At 63.8% G+C, this 18259-nt stretch carries 15 protein-coding genes; 7 read left to right on the top strand and 8 right to left on the bottom strand.

The window, feature by feature from the left end; genetic code table 11:
* Nucleotides 1–52: 52 nt before the first annotated feature.
* The 6 genes from GWL_RS02565 to GWL_RS02540 form a co-directional block, all read right to left on the bottom strand.
* Nucleotides 53–754: an ABC transporter ATP-binding protein gene (locus tag GWL_RS02565; RefSeq protein ID WP_008326344.1), complete on the bottom strand. Its 702-nt coding sequence runs from the start codon at nucleotides 752–754 to the stop codon at nucleotides 53–55.
* Nucleotides 755–1459, bottom strand: coding sequence for an ABC transporter ATP-binding protein (locus GWL_RS02560; protein WP_008326342.1), 705 nt, complete (start codon nucleotides 1457–1459; stop codon nucleotides 755–757).
* Nucleotides 1446–2426 carry a branched-chain amino acid ABC transporter permease gene (locus tag GWL_RS02555; protein ID WP_008326340.1) on the bottom strand — a complete coding sequence of 327 codons (981 nt, stop codon included), beginning with the start codon at nucleotides 2424–2426 and terminating at the stop codon, nucleotides 1446–1448. The genes GWL_RS02560 and GWL_RS02555 overlap by 14 nt, the downstream gene beginning before the upstream one ends.
* Nucleotides 2427–2430: 4 nt before the next feature.
* Nucleotides 2431–3303 carry a branched-chain amino acid ABC transporter permease gene (locus GWL_RS02550; protein WP_008326334.1) on the bottom strand — a complete coding sequence of 291 codons (873 nt, stop codon included), beginning with the start codon at nucleotides 3301–3303 and terminating at the stop codon, nucleotides 2431–2433.
* 64 nt (nucleotides 3304–3367) lie between these two features.
* Nucleotides 3368–4552: an ABC transporter substrate-binding protein gene (locus GWL_RS02545; RefSeq protein ID WP_034349940.1), complete on the bottom strand. Its 1185-nt coding sequence runs from the start codon at nucleotides 4550–4552 to the stop codon at nucleotides 3368–3370.
* Between the two features lie 291 nt (nucleotides 4553–4843).
* A complete protein-coding gene (locus tag GWL_RS02540; RefSeq protein ID WP_008326330.1) occupies nucleotides 4844–5644 on the bottom strand; it encodes an IclR family transcriptional regulator in 801 nt (266 codons plus the stop codon).
* A 360-nt stretch (nucleotides 5645–6004) separates the two neighbouring features.
* On the opposite strand from GWL_RS02540, the gene GWL_RS02535 reads away from it, so the two are divergent.
* From GWL_RS02535 to GWL_RS02510, 6 genes are all read left to right on the top strand, one after another.
* The gene (locus GWL_RS02535; RefSeq protein WP_008326329.1) at nucleotides 6005–8146 is read left to right on the top strand and encodes a 3-hydroxyacyl-CoA dehydrogenase NAD-binding domain-containing protein; all 2142 of its coding nucleotides are present in this window, start codon (nucleotides 6005–6007) and stop codon (nucleotides 8144–8146) included.
* A gap of 77 nt (nucleotides 8147–8223) precedes the next feature.
* Complete coding sequence (locus GWL_RS02530) at nucleotides 8224–9414, top strand: acetyl-CoA C-acyltransferase (protein WP_034349937.1); 1191 nt, start codon at nucleotides 8224–8226, stop codon at nucleotides 9412–9414.
* Nucleotides 9415–9453: 39 nt separating this feature from the next.
* Nucleotides 9454–10650, top strand: a complete 1197-nt coding sequence (locus GWL_RS02525) for an acyl-CoA dehydrogenase family protein (RefSeq protein ID WP_008326325.1) — start codon at nucleotides 9454–9456, stop codon at nucleotides 10648–10650.
* Between the two features lie 10 nt (nucleotides 10651–10660).
* Nucleotides 10661–11806 carry an acyl-CoA dehydrogenase family protein gene (locus tag GWL_RS02520; RefSeq protein ID WP_008326323.1) on the top strand — a complete coding sequence of 382 codons (1146 nt, stop codon included), beginning with the start codon at nucleotides 10661–10663 and terminating at the stop codon, nucleotides 11804–11806.
* A complete protein-coding gene (locus GWL_RS02515; RefSeq protein ID WP_008326322.1) occupies nucleotides 11803–12603 on the top strand; it encodes an oxepin-CoA hydrolase, alternative type in 801 nt (266 codons plus the stop codon). The genes GWL_RS02520 and GWL_RS02515 overlap by 4 nt, the downstream gene beginning before the upstream one ends.
* A gap of 72 nt (nucleotides 12604–12675) precedes the next feature.
* Complete coding sequence (locus GWL_RS02510; RefSeq protein WP_008326320.1) at nucleotides 12676–13884, top strand: CaiB/BaiF CoA-transferase family protein; 1209 nt, start codon at nucleotides 12676–12678, stop codon at nucleotides 13882–13884.
* 59 nt (nucleotides 13885–13943) lie between these two features.
* On the opposite strand, the gene GWL_RS02505 is transcribed toward GWL_RS02510, so the two are convergent.
* Together GWL_RS02505 and GWL_RS02500 are read right to left on the bottom strand one after the other, a co-directional pair.
* Nucleotides 13944–15137: an acyl-CoA dehydrogenase gene (locus GWL_RS02505; RefSeq protein WP_008326319.1), complete on the bottom strand. Its 1194-nt coding sequence runs from the start codon at nucleotides 15135–15137 to the stop codon at nucleotides 13944–13946.
* 183 nt (nucleotides 15138–15320) lie between these two features.
* Nucleotides 15321–16232: a LysR family transcriptional regulator gene (locus GWL_RS02500; RefSeq protein ID WP_008326318.1), complete on the bottom strand. Its 912-nt coding sequence runs from the start codon at nucleotides 16230–16232 to the stop codon at nucleotides 15321–15323.
* Between the two features lie 448 nt (nucleotides 16233–16680).
* On the opposite strand from GWL_RS02500, the gene GWL_RS02495 reads away from it, so the two are divergent.
* Nucleotides 16681–18228, top strand: a complete 1548-nt coding sequence (locus GWL_RS02495; RefSeq protein WP_008326317.1) for a methyl-accepting chemotaxis protein — start codon at nucleotides 16681–16683, stop codon at nucleotides 18226–18228.
* Nucleotides 18229–18259 lie beyond the last annotated feature (31 nt).

Below are 18259 nucleotides of genomic sequence, written 5' to 3'. Positions count from 1 at the left end.
GAAAGCTTCACCCTGCCGCGCAGGGGCAAGCAGGAACATCGCGGCCCCCGCCTCACCGTGCGAAGTAAAGATCATGCAGGTGGTCCAGCGCCACCTGATCGGCCTGCTGCGACAGGATCACCTTGCCTCCCTGCATCAGATAGACATGATCGGCCACGCCCACGGCGCGCTCGGTGTTCTGTTCCACCAGGATGATGGTGCGCCCCTCTTCTTTCAGGCGTGCAAGGATCTCGAAGAGTTCGTTGACCACCACCGGTGCCAGTCCCAGCGAGGGCTCATCGATGATGAGCAGCTTGGGCTCCGACATCAGCCCGCGCGCCATGGCCAGCATCTGCGCCTCGCCACCCGAGAGCGATCCAGCCAGCTGGCGGCGCCGCTCGCGCAGGCGCGGGAACATGGTGTAGGCGCGCTCCAGGTTGTCCTTCACGCGGGCGCGATGCTGCGGGGCGAAGGCGCCGACGATGAGGTTTTCCTCGATGCTCATGGCACGGAAAATCATGCGCCCTTCCGGGATCATCGCCATCGAGACCTTGGACATCTCCCAGGTCGGCGTGCCATTGAGCACGCGCCCCTCCAGCGCGACCTGCCCCTGCCCGATCGGGATCAGGCCCATGATCGCGCGCAGCAGCGTGGTCTTGCCGGCCCCATTGGGGCCGATGATGGTGGTCAGCTGTCCCCGCCCCACCGTCAGCGAGACATCCCACAGCACGTTGATGGCGCCATAGCCGGCGCGCAGCTTGGTGACTTCAAGCATTCAGGCTCCCGTGTAGCTCTTGATGACGGCCGGATCATTGAACACCTGCGCCGGTGTACCCTCGGCGATGAGCTGCCCGAAGTTGAGCACGGCCACGCGCGCGCACAGGTTGCTGATGGTCTCGATGTCGTGTTCGATGATGACGATGCCCACCGCGAAGGCTTCGTGCAAACCCTTGAGCATCTGCATGAAACGCCGCTTGCCATTGGTCTCCAGACCGGCCAGCACTTCATCGAGCAAGAGCAGCTTGGGCTGCGTGGCCAGGGCCTTGGCCACTTCGAGCGCCTTCAGTTCGGTCAGCGCCAGGCCGGTGGCGGCATCGCGATCGGCCTTCTCGGCCAGGCCGGTAAAGGCCAGCACCTCGGCAATCCTGCCCGCATCCACCTTGCCGGTGGCAAAGCGCTGCGCCACGATGAGGTTCTGCCGTACCGTCAGTTCGTGCATGGGCTGCGGAATCTGGAAGGTGCGTCCGATGCCCAGCCGCGCACGGCGATGCAGCGGCGCCTTCAGGATATCGGTGCCGTCGAAGCGGATGCTCCCGCCCGTGGGCCGCACCAATCCGGAAATGGCGTTGAAGAGCGTGGTCTTGCCCGCGCCATTGGCGCCGACCAGTCCGACCACGTCGCCGGTGCCGACCTGCAGCGAGACTTCATCGACGGCGGTGAGACCACCGAAACGCACCGACACTTTTTCAAGTTGCAGCATGCTGACCTCCTGCACCGTTGCCCTTGCCCCGTCCCAGCTTGCGCAGCAGCGGCAGCAGGCCATCGGGACTGAAAACGATCATAGCCACCAGCAAGGCGCCCAGCACCAGCTGATGGCCGGAGGGGATGATGTTCTTGAATACCAGCTGATCCAGCAGGTAGACCACCACCGCACCGACCACCGGTCCGGTGATGCTGCGATAGCCACCGAAGATGGCCGCCACGATGGGGATGGTGACCCACAGGCCACTGAAGGCGTAGTCCGGTTCCAGGAAGCTGATGTAGTGTGCATTGAAGGCGCCCACCACCCCGCACATGAAGGCCGACAGCAGCAGCATCATGCCCTTGAGCACGGTGCTGTTGACACCGACCACGCGGGTCGCATCCTCGCTCTCGTGCATGGCACGCAGCGCCAGCCCATAGTGGCTCTCGCGCACGGCGGCATAGATGACGGCGAAGAGGGCCACGATCACCAGGATCACGAAATACGCACCGATCTTGCTGGACAAGTCCACCCCCATCACCGTGGGCAGGCGCGCGATGCTGGAGAGCCCGCCGGAGCCGCCCGTCATGGAGGTCCACTCTGTGGCCAGAATGCGGAAAATATGCGCATACGCCAGAATGGCCAGCGCGAAATACGGTCCGCGCAGGCGCAGCACCGGCAACATCGCCAGCGCCGCCACCAGTGCACCGACGCCGCCCAGCAGCAGTGCGATCAGTACGGGGACGCCGAATTTCATGCTCAATACCGCCGAGGTATAAGCCCCGACCCCGAAGAAGGCAGAATGGCCGAAGCTGATCATGCCGCCCAGATTGCCCAGCAGTGCCCATGACAACGCGATGCCGCCGATCACCATGGCGGCCACCATGAGGCTCATCACGTAGTGATCCTGCGCCAGCAGCAAGGGGGCAGCGACCAGCAACAGCGGCAGCACCAGAGCGGACAGCTTGTTCTTGTTCATCGTCATGGTCTCATCCCCTCCTTGCCCGCACGCCGAACAAGCCGTTGGGCATGATGAACAGCACCAGCAGGAACAATCCCATGCCGGCCAGTTCCTGCAAGGCCGAACTGGCCAGCGTCACGGTCAGCGCTTCGGCCACGCCCAGCAGCACCGCACCGATGAGCACGCCCGGAATCGAACCCACGCCGGCCAGCACAGTAATAATGAAAGCCTTGACCGTGAGCACCCCGCCATAAGCTGGACTGATGACACCATAACTGAACAGCGCCACCCCCGCGAAGGAAGCCAGCACGCCCGCCACGATGAAGGACACCAGTTCGGTATAGCCGGGGTTGATGCCCATGAGCTTGGCCGCATCGCGATTGCTGGAGACGGCACGCACCGCGCGGCCGTACCAGCTGCGCGAGAGCCACCACCAGAGCGCCGCCATCATCAGCAGGCTCACACCAAAGAACAGCACCTCGCTGCGCATGCTGTAGAAGGGACCGAGCACGAAGGCTTCCTGTAGCCATTCCGAACTGGTGGAACGGATGTCGGCCTTCCAGATCAGCAGCATGCCGTTGGTAAGGATCACGCCGATGCCATAGGTGAGGATGAGCGAATTGATCTCGCGGTCCTTCTTGATGCGGCTGACCACGAAATACACGATGGCCGAGGTCAGGCACACCACCACCAGCGCGATGGGAATGGCCAGCACCGGATTGAGACCAAGGCCGGATTCCACCGAGTAGGCAATGTAGGCGGCCAGCAGCACCAGCTCGCCCTGGGCCAGGTTGATGACCCGCATGGCACCGAATACCAGCGCCAGGCCCAGGGCAATGAGAGCGTAGGAGCCCCCCTGCAGCAGCCCGGAATATAGGGCTTGCAGTATCAGTTCAGTCATGTCTGCATTCCGTTGGAGTAGGCTGCGGCGCGGTCGCCTCAGGGCAGCACGCGCCGGCCGGGCATTACCAGGGCACTGCCGGATAATTCATCTTGTTGGTGGCGGCCGACTTGGGCCAGACGATGGCGATCTTGTCCCCCTGGTGCTGGCCCATGTGATGCGTAAAGTTCAGGTTGTCGCCATTGGCACCGAACTGCACGCGACCGATCAGGGTCTCGCGGTCGGTCTTGCGCATTTCCTCGGCCACGCCATCCTTCTTCAGCGTTCCCTTGTCGGCGGCGCGGGCGATGGCTTCGAACAGCAGCATCGATTGCACGTAACCGAACTGACCGAGATAGTCCGGGTCCTTCTTGTAGAGACGACGGTAGGTTTCCTCAAAGAGCTTGCCGTCGGCGCTGGTGAACTGTGCCGGATAAGGCAGCAGTGCCGTGCCGTAGACGTTGGGCACCAGATCGGGGAAGTCCTGGGCCATCTTGGGAGTGGCCAGCGACCAGACGCCGACCATGGCCTTGACGGCAGGCTTCAACACGCGGGCGGCGCGCAGGATGCCGACGTAGTCATTCTCGTAGCCGATCATGGCAATGACTTCCGGCTTGTCCTGCAGCTTGATCTTGTTGATGATGGGCTTGAAGTCACTGATGGCCGGATCGAAGGCATGGGAGGTCACCTTGAGCCCCTTGGCGCCCCAGGCTTTCTCCAGATCCTTGGCCAGGGCGCCAGTGGCTTCCTTGGTGGAATAGACGATCGACACCGAGCGGGCATTCATGTCCTCCAGCAGGCCCACCATGGCCTTCTGGTAACCGGCCACATTGTTGATGCGGAAGAAGTTCTTGCGGCCGCTATTGACCAGGTTGTCATCGACCCCGCCCGAGGTCACGTAGACCAGGCCGGCCTTGCCCGCCGCATCGGCGGCCGGCGCGATGTTGTTGGAACCGTAGCCGCCGGTGATGGCCACCACGCCCTCGCTGGCCAGCTTCTCGACGGCGGCGATGGCCTTGGCCGGGGCCGACTCGTTATCGATGGTGACCAGCTTGATCTTGTGCTTGCCATTGGTCTTGTTGAAGACGTCGGCAGCCACGTTGATGCCTTCCTGCATGCCCGAGCCAACCCGCGCGAGGCTGCCCGTGAGGGGAATCTCCACGCCGACCTTGAGTTCGTCGGCCACCGCCCTGCCCATGCCGCCGGCCAGTGCCGAGGCAAACCCGGCCAGCAGGACCAGTCGCTTGATGCCGTGATGCTTGTTCGTCATTGTCTCCACCTTTTTCATCTGAGTGATGTTGATGTGATGTCCGCCACGCACAGCGCTCGTTTCAGCAATGGACGTACGCAGGATGAGGCCATCCATGCGGACGCATCCCGGCCTCACCGCACCGGGCAGCCATTGCCGAAACAGGTCGCCATGACCCGGACGGCTCGATCTTGTTGTTTCTTGTTGTGATGGACTTGCGCTACTGCACGATTGCCGGAAGCGCTCACGCCTGCGGCGCTGCCGGCTTGCCTGTCTCCGACCTGGTTCTTGCCTGTTCTGTACTGCTGCCCTTCAATGGCGGCCCATGCTGGCTTCTACCGTGCGCACCACGTTCACCAGACGCGGGCCGAGATCTTCCATGAGCATCTCGCGCGTGAGCATGAAGGCCGGGCCGCCGCAGTTGAAGGCCATGATCTTTTCCTCGTTGGCATCGATCATGGGCACGCCCACGGCACTGATGGTCTTTTCCCATTCGCCCACGGAAATGCAGAAGCCATGATCCTGATAATCCTTGAAAGCCTGCTCGATGCCGGCCTTGACCTTGGGCCATTGCTCTTCGTTGCGCAGGCGGATGTGGTCCATCAGGAAATCGCGTTCGTTCTGGGGCAATGCGCACAGCAGCGCGCGGCCCATGGAGGTGGTGGCCAGCGGGATGCGCGAACCGACGTCGCGGCGCAAGGTCACCGCGGACTGGCCGCGCGTGGCCTCGATGTAGACCATGCTCAAGCGATCGCGGATGCCCAGCGCCACATTGCATTGCGAATAGTCAGCCAGCTCCTGCATGGCCGGACGCGCCAGCTTGCGCACATCCATGCCGGAGAGCAGCGAGTAGCCCAGCGCCAGCACGCCCGAGCCGAGCTGATAGCGGCCCTGGTCTTCGGAATATTCGAGATAACCCAGCCGGGTCAGGGTATGCGTCAGTCGCGAGATGGTCGGCTTGGGCAGGCCGGTACGCTTGGCCAGTTCAGTGTTGGTGAGATAGATCTCGCCGGGACGAAAGCAGCGCAGAATCTCCAGCCCGCGCGCCAGGGCATTGACGAACTGCCGGTCGTGGCTCTCATCTTCTCCCTTGAACGACACTATCTCATCCATCCGTCACTTCTCCGCGTGGCAGGGTCGTGCCGAGTGGTCACGTCGCCCTCATTGGCAGTGGAATGTACACACCTGAATTGGCAGTGTCAATTATTTGCGAACGCGTGTTCCGCTGTGCGAAATCATCGGTCTACGTGTGGTCCATCTGCATCGTGTAAAAGCCCTGCCGGCCCCGGCCCCATTCTGAAGAATCGCCCGCAAAGCCGCTCCCCTTCTGCCTCCCTTAGAGAATTGTGCAGATTGTCACCCTTGTTCATGCACGGTTTACACGCACGACGCAAATGCGGTATCGTTGCCGGAAAATCCAATTTGCGAACTTGAATTTCGCTATGCGAACCAACTAAATCAGGAGACTGCTGCATGTCCAACCAAGCCACGGTTGCGGGCGAGCTACCCCCCGTTCATCTGGCGCGCGAAGGCGCCATCCTGGTCGTGACCATCGACAATGCGCCGGTCAATGCACTGGGTGTCGCAGTGCGCCGGGGCTTGCTGGCGGCCATCGAAGAAGGTGAGGCCGATGCAGGCGTGGCCGCCATCCTGGTGACTGGCGCGGGCCGCAACTTCATCGGTGGTGCCGACATCCGCGAGTTCGGCAAACCGCCCCAGGCACCGCTGCTGACCGAGCTGTGCAACCGCATCGAGGCCTGCAGCAAGCCGGTGCTGGCGGCCATCCACGGCGCGGCCCTGGGCGGCGGACTGGAAGTGGCGCTGGCAGCGCACTACCGGCTGGCCCTCGCCAACGCCCGTCTGGGACTGCCGGAAGTCCAGCTGGGCCTGCTGCCCGGTGCCGGAGGCACCCAGCGCACGCCACGCCTCATCGGCGCGCAGGCCGCGCTGGAGACGATGCTCAGCGGTCGCCACCTGGGCGCCAAGGAAGCCCTGGGGCTGGGACTGGTCGACCATCTGGCCGAGGGTGAGGACGCCGCACAAGCGCGCGCGGCCGGTCTGCGCGAATTGCAGACGCTGCTGGACATGGGCGCCCCGGTACGCCGCAGTCGCGACGGCAGCGCCCTGGCCGACAGCGCTGCCGCGCAGGCCGCCATCAGCGCCGCCCGCGCCGAGACCGGCAAGAAATCGCGCGGCCTGTTCTCCCCGCACAAGATCATCGATGCCGTCGAAGCCGCTACCACCCTGCCCTTCGACCAGGGCCTGGCGCTGGAACGCCAGTTCTTCCTGCAATGTCTGGACAGCCCGCAGCGCGCCGGTCTGATCCATGCCTTCTTCGCCGAACGCGAAGTGCAGAAAGCCCCCGAGACCCGCAACGCCCAGCCCCGCCCCATCGCCCGGATCGGCGTGGTCGGCGGCGGCACCATGGGTGCGGGCATCGCCGTGGCGGTACTCGATGCCGGTTTGCCGGTGACCATGATCGAACGCGACGATGAAGCCCTCGCACGTGGACGCGGCCATGTGGAAAAAGTTTACGACGCGCAGGTGGCCAAGGGCCGTCTCACGCAAGAGGCCCGCGATGCCGTGCTGGCGCGCTTGCACGGCAGCACCCGTTATGAAGACTTGTCCGCCGCCGATGTGGTGATCGAAGCCGTGTTCGAAGATCTGAACGTGAAGCAAGCCGTCTTCGCTGAACTGGACCGCGTCTGCAAACCCGGTGCCGTATTGGCGACCAACACTTCCTACCTCGACATCGATGCGATTGCCGCCAGCATCTCCCGTCCTGCGGACGTGATCGGCCTGCATTTCTTCTCGCCGGCCAATGTGATGAAGCTGCTGGAAATCGTGGTGCCGCGCCAGGTCGCCGCCGATGTGGTGGCCACCGCCTTCGAACTGGCCAAGCGCCTGCGCAAGGTGCCGGTGCGCGCCGGTGTCTGTGATGGCTTCATCGGCAATCGCATCCTGGCCGTGTATCGCCAGGCGGCCGATGCCCTGATGGAAGATGGCGCTTCACCCTATGAGATCGATGCCGCCGTGCGTGACTTCGGTTTTGCCATGGGGCCGTACCAGGTAGTGGACCTGGCCGGTGGCGACATCGGCTGGGCCACCCGCAAGCGCCGCGCCGCCACCCGCGATCCGCGTGCGCGCTACGTCCACATTGCCGACCGCCTGTGCGAGCGCGGCTGGTTTGGACAGAAGAGCGGACGCGGCTTCTATCGCTATCCCGATGGTCCGCGCAGCGGCGCACCCGATCCGGAAGTGCTGGCGCTCATCGACGAGGAACGTGCACGCGCCGGCATCACCCCGCGCAGCTTCAGCAAGGAAGACATCCAGCGCCGCTACCTGGCCGCGATGATCAATGAAGGTGCCAATGTGGTCCATCAGCGCATTGCCCTGCGTCCGCTGGATGTGGATGTCACCTTCCTGTACGGCTACGGTTTCCCGCGCCATCGTGGCGGCCCCATGAAATATGCCGACATGGTGGGCCTGCCCAATGTGCTGGCCGACATCCGTACCTTTGCCGCCGAAGACCCGCTGTTCTGGACACCCTCGCCGCTGCTGGTGGAGCTGGTCGAACGCGGTGCCAATTTTGATTCGCTGAACCAGGCCGGCTGATCGCCAAACCGGACTCGCCGGAGACCGTGCGCATCGCCGGTCTCCCCATTGCACCATCCTTCCAGGAGAATTCCATGATGCGGGAAGCCGTCATCGTATCCACCGCGCGTACCCCCTTGACCAAGGCCCATCGCGGCGAATTCAACGTCACGCCCGGTCCGACCCTGGCGGCCTTTGCGGTGCGCGCAGCGGTTGAGCGCGCCGGCATCGACCCGGGCCAGATCGAGGATGCCATCCTCGGCTGCGGCTATCCGGAAGGTACCACCGGCCGCAATATCGCGCGCCAGGCCATCGTGCGCGCGGACCTGCCCATCAGCATCGCCGGCACCACCGTCAATCGTTTTTGTGCCTCCGGCCTGCAAGCCATTGCCATGGCGGCCGGGCGCATCGTGGTCGATGGTGCTGATGCCATGATCGCAGGCGGTGTCGAAAGCATCTCGCAGATCCGCAGCCGTAGTGCCACCGACAGCGGCGACAGCGGCATGGACCCATGGATCGTCGAACACAAGCCCGATCTCTATCTGCCCATGATCGAGACCGCCGACATCGTGGCCGCGCGCTACGGCATCACCCGCGAAGACCAGGACCGCTTCTCCGAAGCCAGCCAGCGCAAGACCGCCGAGGCACAGGCGGCCGGACGCTACCGCGACGAGATCGTGGCCTGCACCACCACCATGCAGGTCACCGACAAGGCCAGCGGCCAGACCAGCCTGCGCGAAGTCACGGTGGAGGCCGACAACTGCAATCGTCCCGGCACCACCTATGAGGCGCTGGCCAAGCTGGCCCCGGTGATGGGTGCGGACCAGTTCATCACCGCCGGCAATTCCTCGCAGCTCTCCGATGGTGCCTCGGCCTGCGTGATGATGGAAGCGCGCGCCGCCGAACGCGCCGGATTGCCGGTGCTGGGCGCTTTCCGTGGCCTGGTGGTGGCCGGCTGCGAACCCGACGAGATGGGTATCGGCCCGGTCTTTGCGGTGCCGCGCCTGTTGCAGCGTCATGGCCTGCGCATGGATGACATCGGCCTGTGGGAACTCAACGAAGCCTTCGCCTCGCAAGCCCTGTACTGCCAGCGCCGCCTGGGCATTCCGGACGAACTGCTCAACGTCAACGGCGGTGCCATTGCCATCGGCCATCCCTTCGGCATGACCGGAGCGCGCCTGGCCGGCCACGTGCTCATCGAGGGCAAGCGGCGCGGTGCGCGCTACGCGGTGGTGACCATGTGCATCGCCGGCGGCATGGGTGCGGCCGGCCTGTTTGAAATCTATTGAAGCGCAGCATCGCTGCACTGCATCCCCAAGGAGACTGGAATGGATCTGAATTTCACCCCGGCCGAAGAAGCCTTCCGCGACAGCGTGCGCGCCTTCCTCGCCGAGAAGCTGCCCAAGGCCTTGTCGGACAAGGTGGCCAGCGGCAAGCACCTGAGCCGCGACGAGATGGAACAATGGCACGCCATCCTCAACGAACGCGGCTGGCTGGCCAATCACTGGCCCCGCGAATATGGCGGTACCGGCTGGACCGTGATCGAAAAATTCATCTTCGAACACGAATGCTGCCTGGCACATGCGCCGCGCGTGGTGCCTTTCGGCGTCAACATGCTGGGACCGGTGCTGATCAAGTACGGCAACGAAGCGCAGAAGCGATACTGGCTGCCGCGCATCCTCAGTGGCGAGGACTGGTGGTGCCAGGGCTATTCGGAACCGGGTGCGGGCTCCGACCTGGCTGCCGTAAAGACGCATGCGGTCCGCGATGGCGACCATTACATCGTCAATGGCCAGAAGACCTGGACCACGCTGGGCCACTACGCCAACATGATCTTCTGCCTGGTACGTACCAACCGCGAAGCCAAGAAGCAGGAAGGCATCAGCTTCCTCTTGATCGACATGAATGCACCGGGCGTGGAAGTGCGCCCCATCATCACCCTGGACGGCGAGCACGAGGTCAACGAGGTCTTCTTCACCGATGTGCGCGTGCCGGTACAAAACCTGGTCGGCGAGGAAGATCGCGGCTGGAGTTGCGCCAAGTATCTGCTGACCTACGAGCGCACCAACATCGCCGGCATCGGCTTCTCGGTGGCCGCCCTGCAACGCCTGAAGAAAATCGCCGCCACGCAACGCAGCCATGGTCGCCCGCTGGCCGACGACCCGCTCTTCGCTGCCCGCATGGCCCGTGTGGAAATCGATCTGGAAAACATGAAGACCACCAACCTGCGCGTCATCTCGGCCGTCGCCGGCGGTGGCGCGCCCGGTGCAGAAAGCTCCATGCTCAAGATACGCGGCACCGAGATCCGCCAGGAAATCACCGCCCTCACCCGCCGTGCCATGGGCCCTTACGCGCGCCCGTATCAATGGCAGGCGCAGGACGAAGGCCACGACGGCCATACGCTCGGCCCGGAGGCCGCTGCCGGTGCGGCCGCGCATTACTTCAACAATCGCAAGCTGTCGATCTTCGGCGGCTCCAATGAAATCCAGAAGAACATCATCTCCAAGATGATCCTTGGCCTGTGAGGGAATGCCCATGAATTTCGAGCACACCGAAGAACGCCGCATGCTGGCCGACAGCCTGCGTCGTCTCATTACCGAACAGTATGGTTTTGAAGAACGCAAGCACCTGCTGCAATCCGCACCCGGCATGAGCCGCGACATGTGGTCGCAGCTGGCCGAAATGGGCGTGATCGGCGCACTCTTCCGTGAGGAAGACGGCGGCTACGGCGGTGGGGGTTTCGATATCGCCGTGGTGTTTGAAGAAATCGGCCGCGGCCTGCTGCTGGAGCCCTTGCTGGGCAGTGCCATCCTGGTCGGCGAGGCCATCGCGGCCGCTGGCACGCCCGCACAGAAGGCCTTGCTGGAACCCATCATCGCCGGCCAGACCCTGGCCGCCTTGGCCCATGAAGAAGCCGACAGTCACTATGCACCCACGCATGTGACCACGCGCGCCACGCAAGAAGCCGACGGAAGCTGGCGCCTGCAAGGCCACAAGGCGGTCGTGGTGCAAGCGGAAGCGGCGGATGTGTTGCTGGTCTCAGCCCGTACCAGCGGCGCGAGCGATGACGCTGACGGCATCTCGCTGTTCCTGATCCCGGCCAATACGGCGGGCCTGCAATTGCAAGGCAGCGACACCATCGACGGTGGCCGCGTAGCCGACCTGCTGCTGCAAGATGTGGCCCTGCCCGCCGACGCCCTGCTGGGCAGCGCGGGCCAAGGCGCTGCGCTGCTGGAGCGCATCCTCGGACGCGGCGTGCTGGCGCTGTGCGCCGAAGCACTGGGCGCGTTGGAAGTGGCCAAGGAAGCCACGCTGGATTACCTGCGCACCCGCAAGCAGTTCGGCCTGCCCATCGGCAGCTTCCAGGCACTGCAACATCGCATGGCCGACCTGCTGCTGGAGGTGGAACAGGCCCGCTCAGCGGTCATCAACGCCGCGGCCGCACTGGAGGCCGATCGCCTCACACGCGAACGCGCCCTGTCGGCGGCCAAGTTCAGCATCGGCCGCATCGGTACGCTGGTGGCCGAAGAATCCATCCAGCTGCACGGCGGCATCGGCATGACCTGGGAACTGCCGCTGTCGCATTACGCCAAGCGCCTGGTGATGATCGACCACCAGCTCGGTGACGAGGACTACCACCTGCAACGCTATATCGCGCTGAGCCGCGACATGCCGGCATGAGCGAAGTCCTGCAGGAGCAGCGCGGTGCGGTGCGCGTGCTCATCAATCACGATCCGGCCACGCGCAATGCCCTCAACGCTAACCTGTATGCCGCGCTGACGGCCGCGCTCGACCAGGCCCAGGCTGATCCGCAAGTGGGGGCCATCGTGCTGGCCGGGGGCGGCAATTTCTTCTGCTCCGGCGGCGACCTGCGCCTGCTGGCCCAGCGCCGCAGCATGGCACCCCAGCAGCGCCGTGCAAAGCTGGAAGGTTTGCACGACCTGATCCGCCACATCGGTCGCTGCAGCAAGCCGGTGATCGCAGCAGTCGAAGGTGGCGCAGCAGGTGCCGGGCTGTCGCTGGCCTTGGCCTGCGATCTGCTGGTGACCACGCGCCAAGCGCAGTTCTCGGTGGCCTATGTCAAGGTCGGGCTCACGCCCGATGGCGGCGTGACGGCCTTCCTCGCGCAATTCCTGTCGCGCCAGATGCTGACCCAGCTGTGCCTGTCGGGCGAGCGTTTCAATGGCGAACGCCTGCATGCCATGGGTGCGGTCAATCAGCTGGCCGAGGCAGGACAGGCACTGGAAGCCGCCGTGCAACTGGCCGCCACCCTGGCCGACGGTCCGGCACAGGCCATGGCCCGCATCAAGCACCTGTGCCAGCATGCCTACGGCGCCACGCTGGAAGAACAACTGGAACTGGAAGCGCAGCACATGGTGCTCTCGCAGGGCGAAGACGAAGCGGCCGAGGGCATTCACGCCTTCCTCGAAAAACGGCCTGCCGATTTCCGGCGGCTGCGTCAGGCACCGAAACAATAGCTGTACCGGGATGCGCACGGACGTCATACAGAACAACAAGCGCAGCACGCATCCCGTCCATGAGGAGACGACATGACTGAACAAACTGCATCCCTGCCGCTGGCCGGCGTGCGCGTACTGGACCTCTCGCGCGTGCTGGCCGGCCCCTGGTGTGCGATGGTACTGGGCGACCTGGGCGCCGAAGTGATCAAGGTCGAGCACCCCGAACGCGGCGACGACACGCGCGACTGGGGTACCCGCATCGGCTCGACCGAGACCGCGTATTTCAACAGCGTCAACCGCAACAAGCGCTCCATCAGCGTGGACCTGCAGACCGAAGAAGGCCAGGACATCGTGCGCCAGCTGGCCCGCAAGAGCGATGTGGTGATCCAGAATTTCAAGTTCGGCGGCGTGCAGAAATTTGGCCTCGATTACGAGACCCTGCGCCGCGACAATCCCGGCCTGGTGTATTGCTCCATCACCGGCTACGACAGCAGCGGGCCGGAGGCCACACGGCCCGGCTATGACCTGGTGATCCAGGGCGAATCCGGCCTGATGTCACTCAATGGCGAGGCCAGCCAGCCGCCGCTGAAACTGGGCGTGGCGGCGGTGGACCTGTTCACCGGCATGTATTCCGCCCAGGGCGTGCTGGCCGCGCTGTACCAGCGCCAGCAGACCGGACAGGGCCGGCATGTGGAGATGGCGCTGTTCGACTGCGGCGTCATGATCACTTCGTATTACGGACTGGAAGCACTGATCCTGGGCGACGATCCGCCGCGCTATGGCAATGCGCATCCTTCCATCATTCCCTATGGCGTCTTCGATGCGGCCGATGGCCGCCTGGTCATCACGGTAGGCACCAACAGCCAGTACCAGCGCTTCTGCCACAGCGTCATCGACCGTCCCGACCTGGCCGAGGATGCGCGCTTCAAGACCAACGTCAGCCGTGGCCAGCATCGCGACGTGCTGGTCCCGGAAATCAACCGCGAACTCAAGGCCCGCAAGCGCGCCGACCTGCTGGCCAAGCTGCACCAGGCCGGCATTCCCTGCGGTGAAGTGCTGGGCCTGCATGAGGCCCTGACCAGCCCGCGCGCTAGCTCTGCCGGCCTGGTCAGCACGCATCCGCATGCGCAAGCGGGCAGCGTACAGGTGCTGACGCCGCCCTATCGTTTCGATGGGGAACGTCTGCCGGTACGCAGGGCACCGCCCTCGTTGGGTGAAGGCACGGGAGAAGTCTTGCAGTCGCTGCTGGGCATGGAAGAAGCGCAGATCGCCGCGCTGCGCGAGCGAGGGGTGTTGTAGCGAGAGGGGAGTAGACCGCCTGCAGGCCACCATGGAGGCGGCCCGCAGGCGATGCGGCATCAGTTGGAGAAAGCCGCCAGCCCGGTGATGGCGCGGCCGAGGATTAGCGCATGCACATCATGCGTACCCTCGTAGGTGTTGACCACTTCCAGATTGACCAGATGACGCGCCACGCCGAACTCGTCGGAGATGCCGTTGCCGCCCATCATGTCGCGCGCCATGCGGGCGATGTCCAGGGCCTTGCCGCAGCTGTTGCGCTTCATGATCGAGGTCTGCTCGATGCCTGAATAACCTTCATCCTTCAAACGCCCCAGGCGCAGGCAGCCTTGCAGGCCCAGCGAGATTTCGGTGAGCATGTCCGCCAGTTTCTTCTGCACCAGCTGGTTGGCCGCCAGCGGACGGCCGAACTGCTGGCGCTCCATGGTGTAACGGCGCGCACGCTCGTAGCAGTCTTCGGCCGCCCCCAGTGCCCCCCAGGCGATGCCGTAGCGGGCGCTGTTGAGACAGGTGAAGGGCCCCTTCAATCCGCGCACGTCGGGGAAAGCGTTTTCTTCCGGACAGAACACGTTGTCCATCACGATCTCACCGGTGATGGAAGAACGCAGGCCGACCTTGCCGTGGATGGCCGGTGCCGACAAGCCCTTGGCCCCCTTGTCGAGGATGAAGCCGCGAATCTCGCCTTCGTCATCCTTGGCCCACACCACGAAGACATCTGCCACCGGGCTGTTGGTGATCCACATCTTGCTGCCGGACAGGCTGTAGCCCCCATCCACCTTGCGCGCGCGGGTGATCATGCTGCCGGGGTCGGAACCGTGGTTGGGTTCGGTCAGGCCGAAGCATCCTATCCATTCGCCACTGGCCAGCTTGGGCAGGTATTTCTGCTTCTGCGCCTCGGTGCCGAAGGCGTTGATGGGCGTCATCACCAGCGAGGATTGCACGCTCATCATGGAGCGATAGCCAGAATCGACGCGCTCGACTTCGCGCGCGATCAAGCCATAGCAAACGTAATTCAGACCGGCACCACCGTATTGCTCATCGATGGTCGCGCCCAGCAGGCCCAGTTCGCCCATCTCGCGGAAGATGCTCACATCCATCTTCTCGTGGCGGAAGGCTTCCAGCACGCGCGGCGCCAGGCGATCCTGGCAATAGGCCTGGGCGGCGTCGCGCACCTGGCGTTCATCGTCGCTCAGTTGCTGCTCCAGCATCAGGGGATCGGCGTAATCGAAGGAATGTCGTTGCGATGTTTTGCTCATGGAAGCCTCATTTGTGCATCAGGAATCGTTGCGGGATCACTGTCGCGCAGACAGTGATCCCGCAGCGGCGGTGGACAAAAATATACGGACTGCCCTGCCCCGGCGCAAACGAATTGTTTGCATCACCGTGTGCTTTTTTCGCACTCCGGTTCCGCCTGTCGAGACGGCCTTCTCCGACCCGGCTCAACCCAATCCGCTGGGCAGGCGATAGGTCTTGGCCTGCTCTTCCAGCCAGTCCTGGAACAGGCGCAGGAGCGGCCGCTCGGAGGTGCGCTCGGGATAGATCAGGTAGTAGGAGTGGGTGCTCAGGTAATCGTGATCAACGGCCACCACCAGCAGGCCGCGCCGCAATTCATCCTCGATCAGGAAGCGCGGGATCAGCGCCACGCCCATGCCGACGATGGCCGCCTGGGTCAGCATGGAGAACAGTTCCAGCTGGGTGCCCACCAGATCGTTCTGCACCTGCATGCCGAAGGAGGCGAACCACTGCCGCCACACGTAGGGACGGGTGCTCTGCTGCAGCAGCGGATAAGCGAGCAGCTCGGTGGGCGTGAGCTTGCGATCGGGACCGATGAGTTCCGGGCTGGCCACCGCCACCATGCTCTCGCGCATCAGGAACACACCCTCGGTACCGGGCCAGCTGGCTTGCCCGGCGTAGAGCGTGGCATCGAGATTGGTCTCTTCGAAGAGGAAGGGCCGGGTGCGCGGCCGCAGGTTGACGGTCACGCCCGGATGCTCCTCCAGGAAGGAACGCAGGCGCGGCAACAGCCAGCGGGTGGCGAAGGTCGGCATCACGCCCAGCTCCAGGGTATCGCCATGACCGTCGCGCGACATCAGGTGCAGGGCATCGCGCTCGATCTCGTCCAGGCGCTGACCGACCTGATGACTGTAGCTCACCCCGGCCTCGGTCAGGCGCACGCCGCGCTTGGTACGGCGAAACAGCTTCAGGCCCAGGAATTCCTCCAGCGCAGCCACCTGACGGCAGACTGCACTTTGCGTCACGGCCATTTCCTGCGCCGCCTTGGTAAAACTCTGATGGCGTGCAGCAGACTCGAAGACCGCCATGGCCTGGGTAGAAGGGATCTTTCGGCGCATCGGGCAAAAATGGCTCTGAAGTGAATTTTATGCACATCTTATTACAGCGGCGGCGCATTCCAAAATGATCATATGAATAATCTTGTCTGACATCCAGATCACTATCGATATCAATTAGCGCATTGCCTGCATGATTAATTTCATTGGATGGAATTCTTGCCGCTCATTAAGATCAAGCCCGATCCAGCCATGCGACCATCGAACAGCAAGCGCCGGCGGCCGAGGGAGGCCGTTGGCGACAAGAGAGACAGGATGGGCAGGAAGCCGACGCTTCGTGACGGCATGACAGCATGACATCACCAGCACTTCATTGCTCCTCGCGACCACGCCCCCGGCCGCATGCCCCTCTTGACGCCCGCACGCCAAACGGGTGACCTCGCCATCGACGCGTCGACCGCATCGTCGGGATCCGAAACTGAAAACGATATAAAACAAATGCGAGGAAGACATGATCTGGTTCTACAACCTCAACATCGCCAAGAAACTGGCCCTGTCCTTTGCGGTGGTGATTGCGCTGACGCTGTTGCAGGGGCTGTTCGCCATGAAGGAGCTCAAGCAGGTCAACAGCGCTTCCGGCGAGATCGTCAACAAGTGGATGCCGACCATGGATGCCGCCCGCGAGCTGCAGGGTTCGCTGCCGCCGCTACGACTCAATGAACTGGAACTGGTGACCGCCGTCACGCCGCAGGAGCGCAGTGCGGCCAATGCAGCCATCAAGAAGCGTCTGGATGCGCTGGCCAAGCAGCGCGCGGTGTTTGAGCAGCGCATGTCCGAGCCGGAGGAAAAGCAACAGTACGCCCAGTTCGGCAAGAATCTGGCAGCCTATCTGAAAGTAGATGAGCAACTGGCCGAGATGGCTGCCAACCAGCAGTATGACGAGACGCGTGCCCTGTTCCATGGGGAATCGGCCAGGCTCTATGCCGCGATGGTCGGCAACCTCAATGCCATCGTGAAGCTCAATGCCAGCGGCAGCGCCGATGCCGATGAAGAAGCCTCGGGCGTATTCCGGGGTGCGCAGCGCTGGATCGTAGGACTGCTGGCGGCCACCGTTGCCGTCGGTTCGCTGCTGGCGTTCGTGGTGGCGGCCAATGTCTCGCGTCCGCTGAAGGAAGCGGTAGAGATTGCCCAGCGCGTGGCACGTGGCGACCTGACCCTGCGCATTCGCCCGGCCGGTCGCGACGAAACCGGACGCCTCATGGAAGCCCTGCGCCTGATGAACGACAGCCTGCGCGACATCGTCAATGAGGTGCGCCAGGGGACTGACACCATCGCCACCGCCTCCAACGAAATCGCGCGCGGCAATCTGGATCTCTCGAACCGCACCGAACAACAGGCCGGTTCGCTGGAAGAGACCGCCTCGGCCATGGAACAACTGACCTCCACCGTGACCCAGAACGCCGACAACGCCCGTCAGGCCAACCAGCTGGCGGCCACCGCATCGGACATCGCCAGCCAGGGCGGTGAAGTGGTGGGTCAGGTGGTGCAAACCATGGAAGGCATCACCGAGAGTTCGCGCCGCATCGCCGACATCATCAGCGTGATCGATGGCATCGCTTTCCAGACCAACATCCTGGCGCTCAATGCGGCGGTGGAAGCGGCCCGCGCCGGCGAGCAGGGACGCGGCTTTGCGGTGGTGGCCTCGGAAGTGCGCTCACTGGCGCAGCGTTCGGCCGGTGCGGCCAAGGAAATCAAGGAATTGATTGACGACTCGGTGCAGAAGGTCAGCGCCGGCAGCGCTCTGGTGGAACGCGCCGGCAGCACCATGACCGAAGTGGTGGCCAGCGTGCGCCGCGTGACCGACGTGGTGGCCGAGATCAGCGCGGCCACGCAGGAGCAAAGTGGCGGCATCAATGAAGTCAATCTCGCCATCACGCAGATGGATGAGACCACGCAGCAGAATGCCGCACTGGTGGAGCAAGCTGCGGCGGCAGCGGATTCGCTCAAGGGGCAGGCGGGGAATCTGGCAGCGGCGGTAGGCAAGTTCAAGCTGGATTGAAGCAGTATGGCCGACGCCAGATTGCCTGGTG

It is taken from the genome of Herbaspirillum sp. GW103, assembly GCF_000261365.1.
GTDB lineage: Bacteria > Pseudomonadota > Gammaproteobacteria > Burkholderiales > Burkholderiaceae_D > Herbaspirillum.
This window is presented reverse-complemented; position numbering and strand designations above follow the sequence as displayed.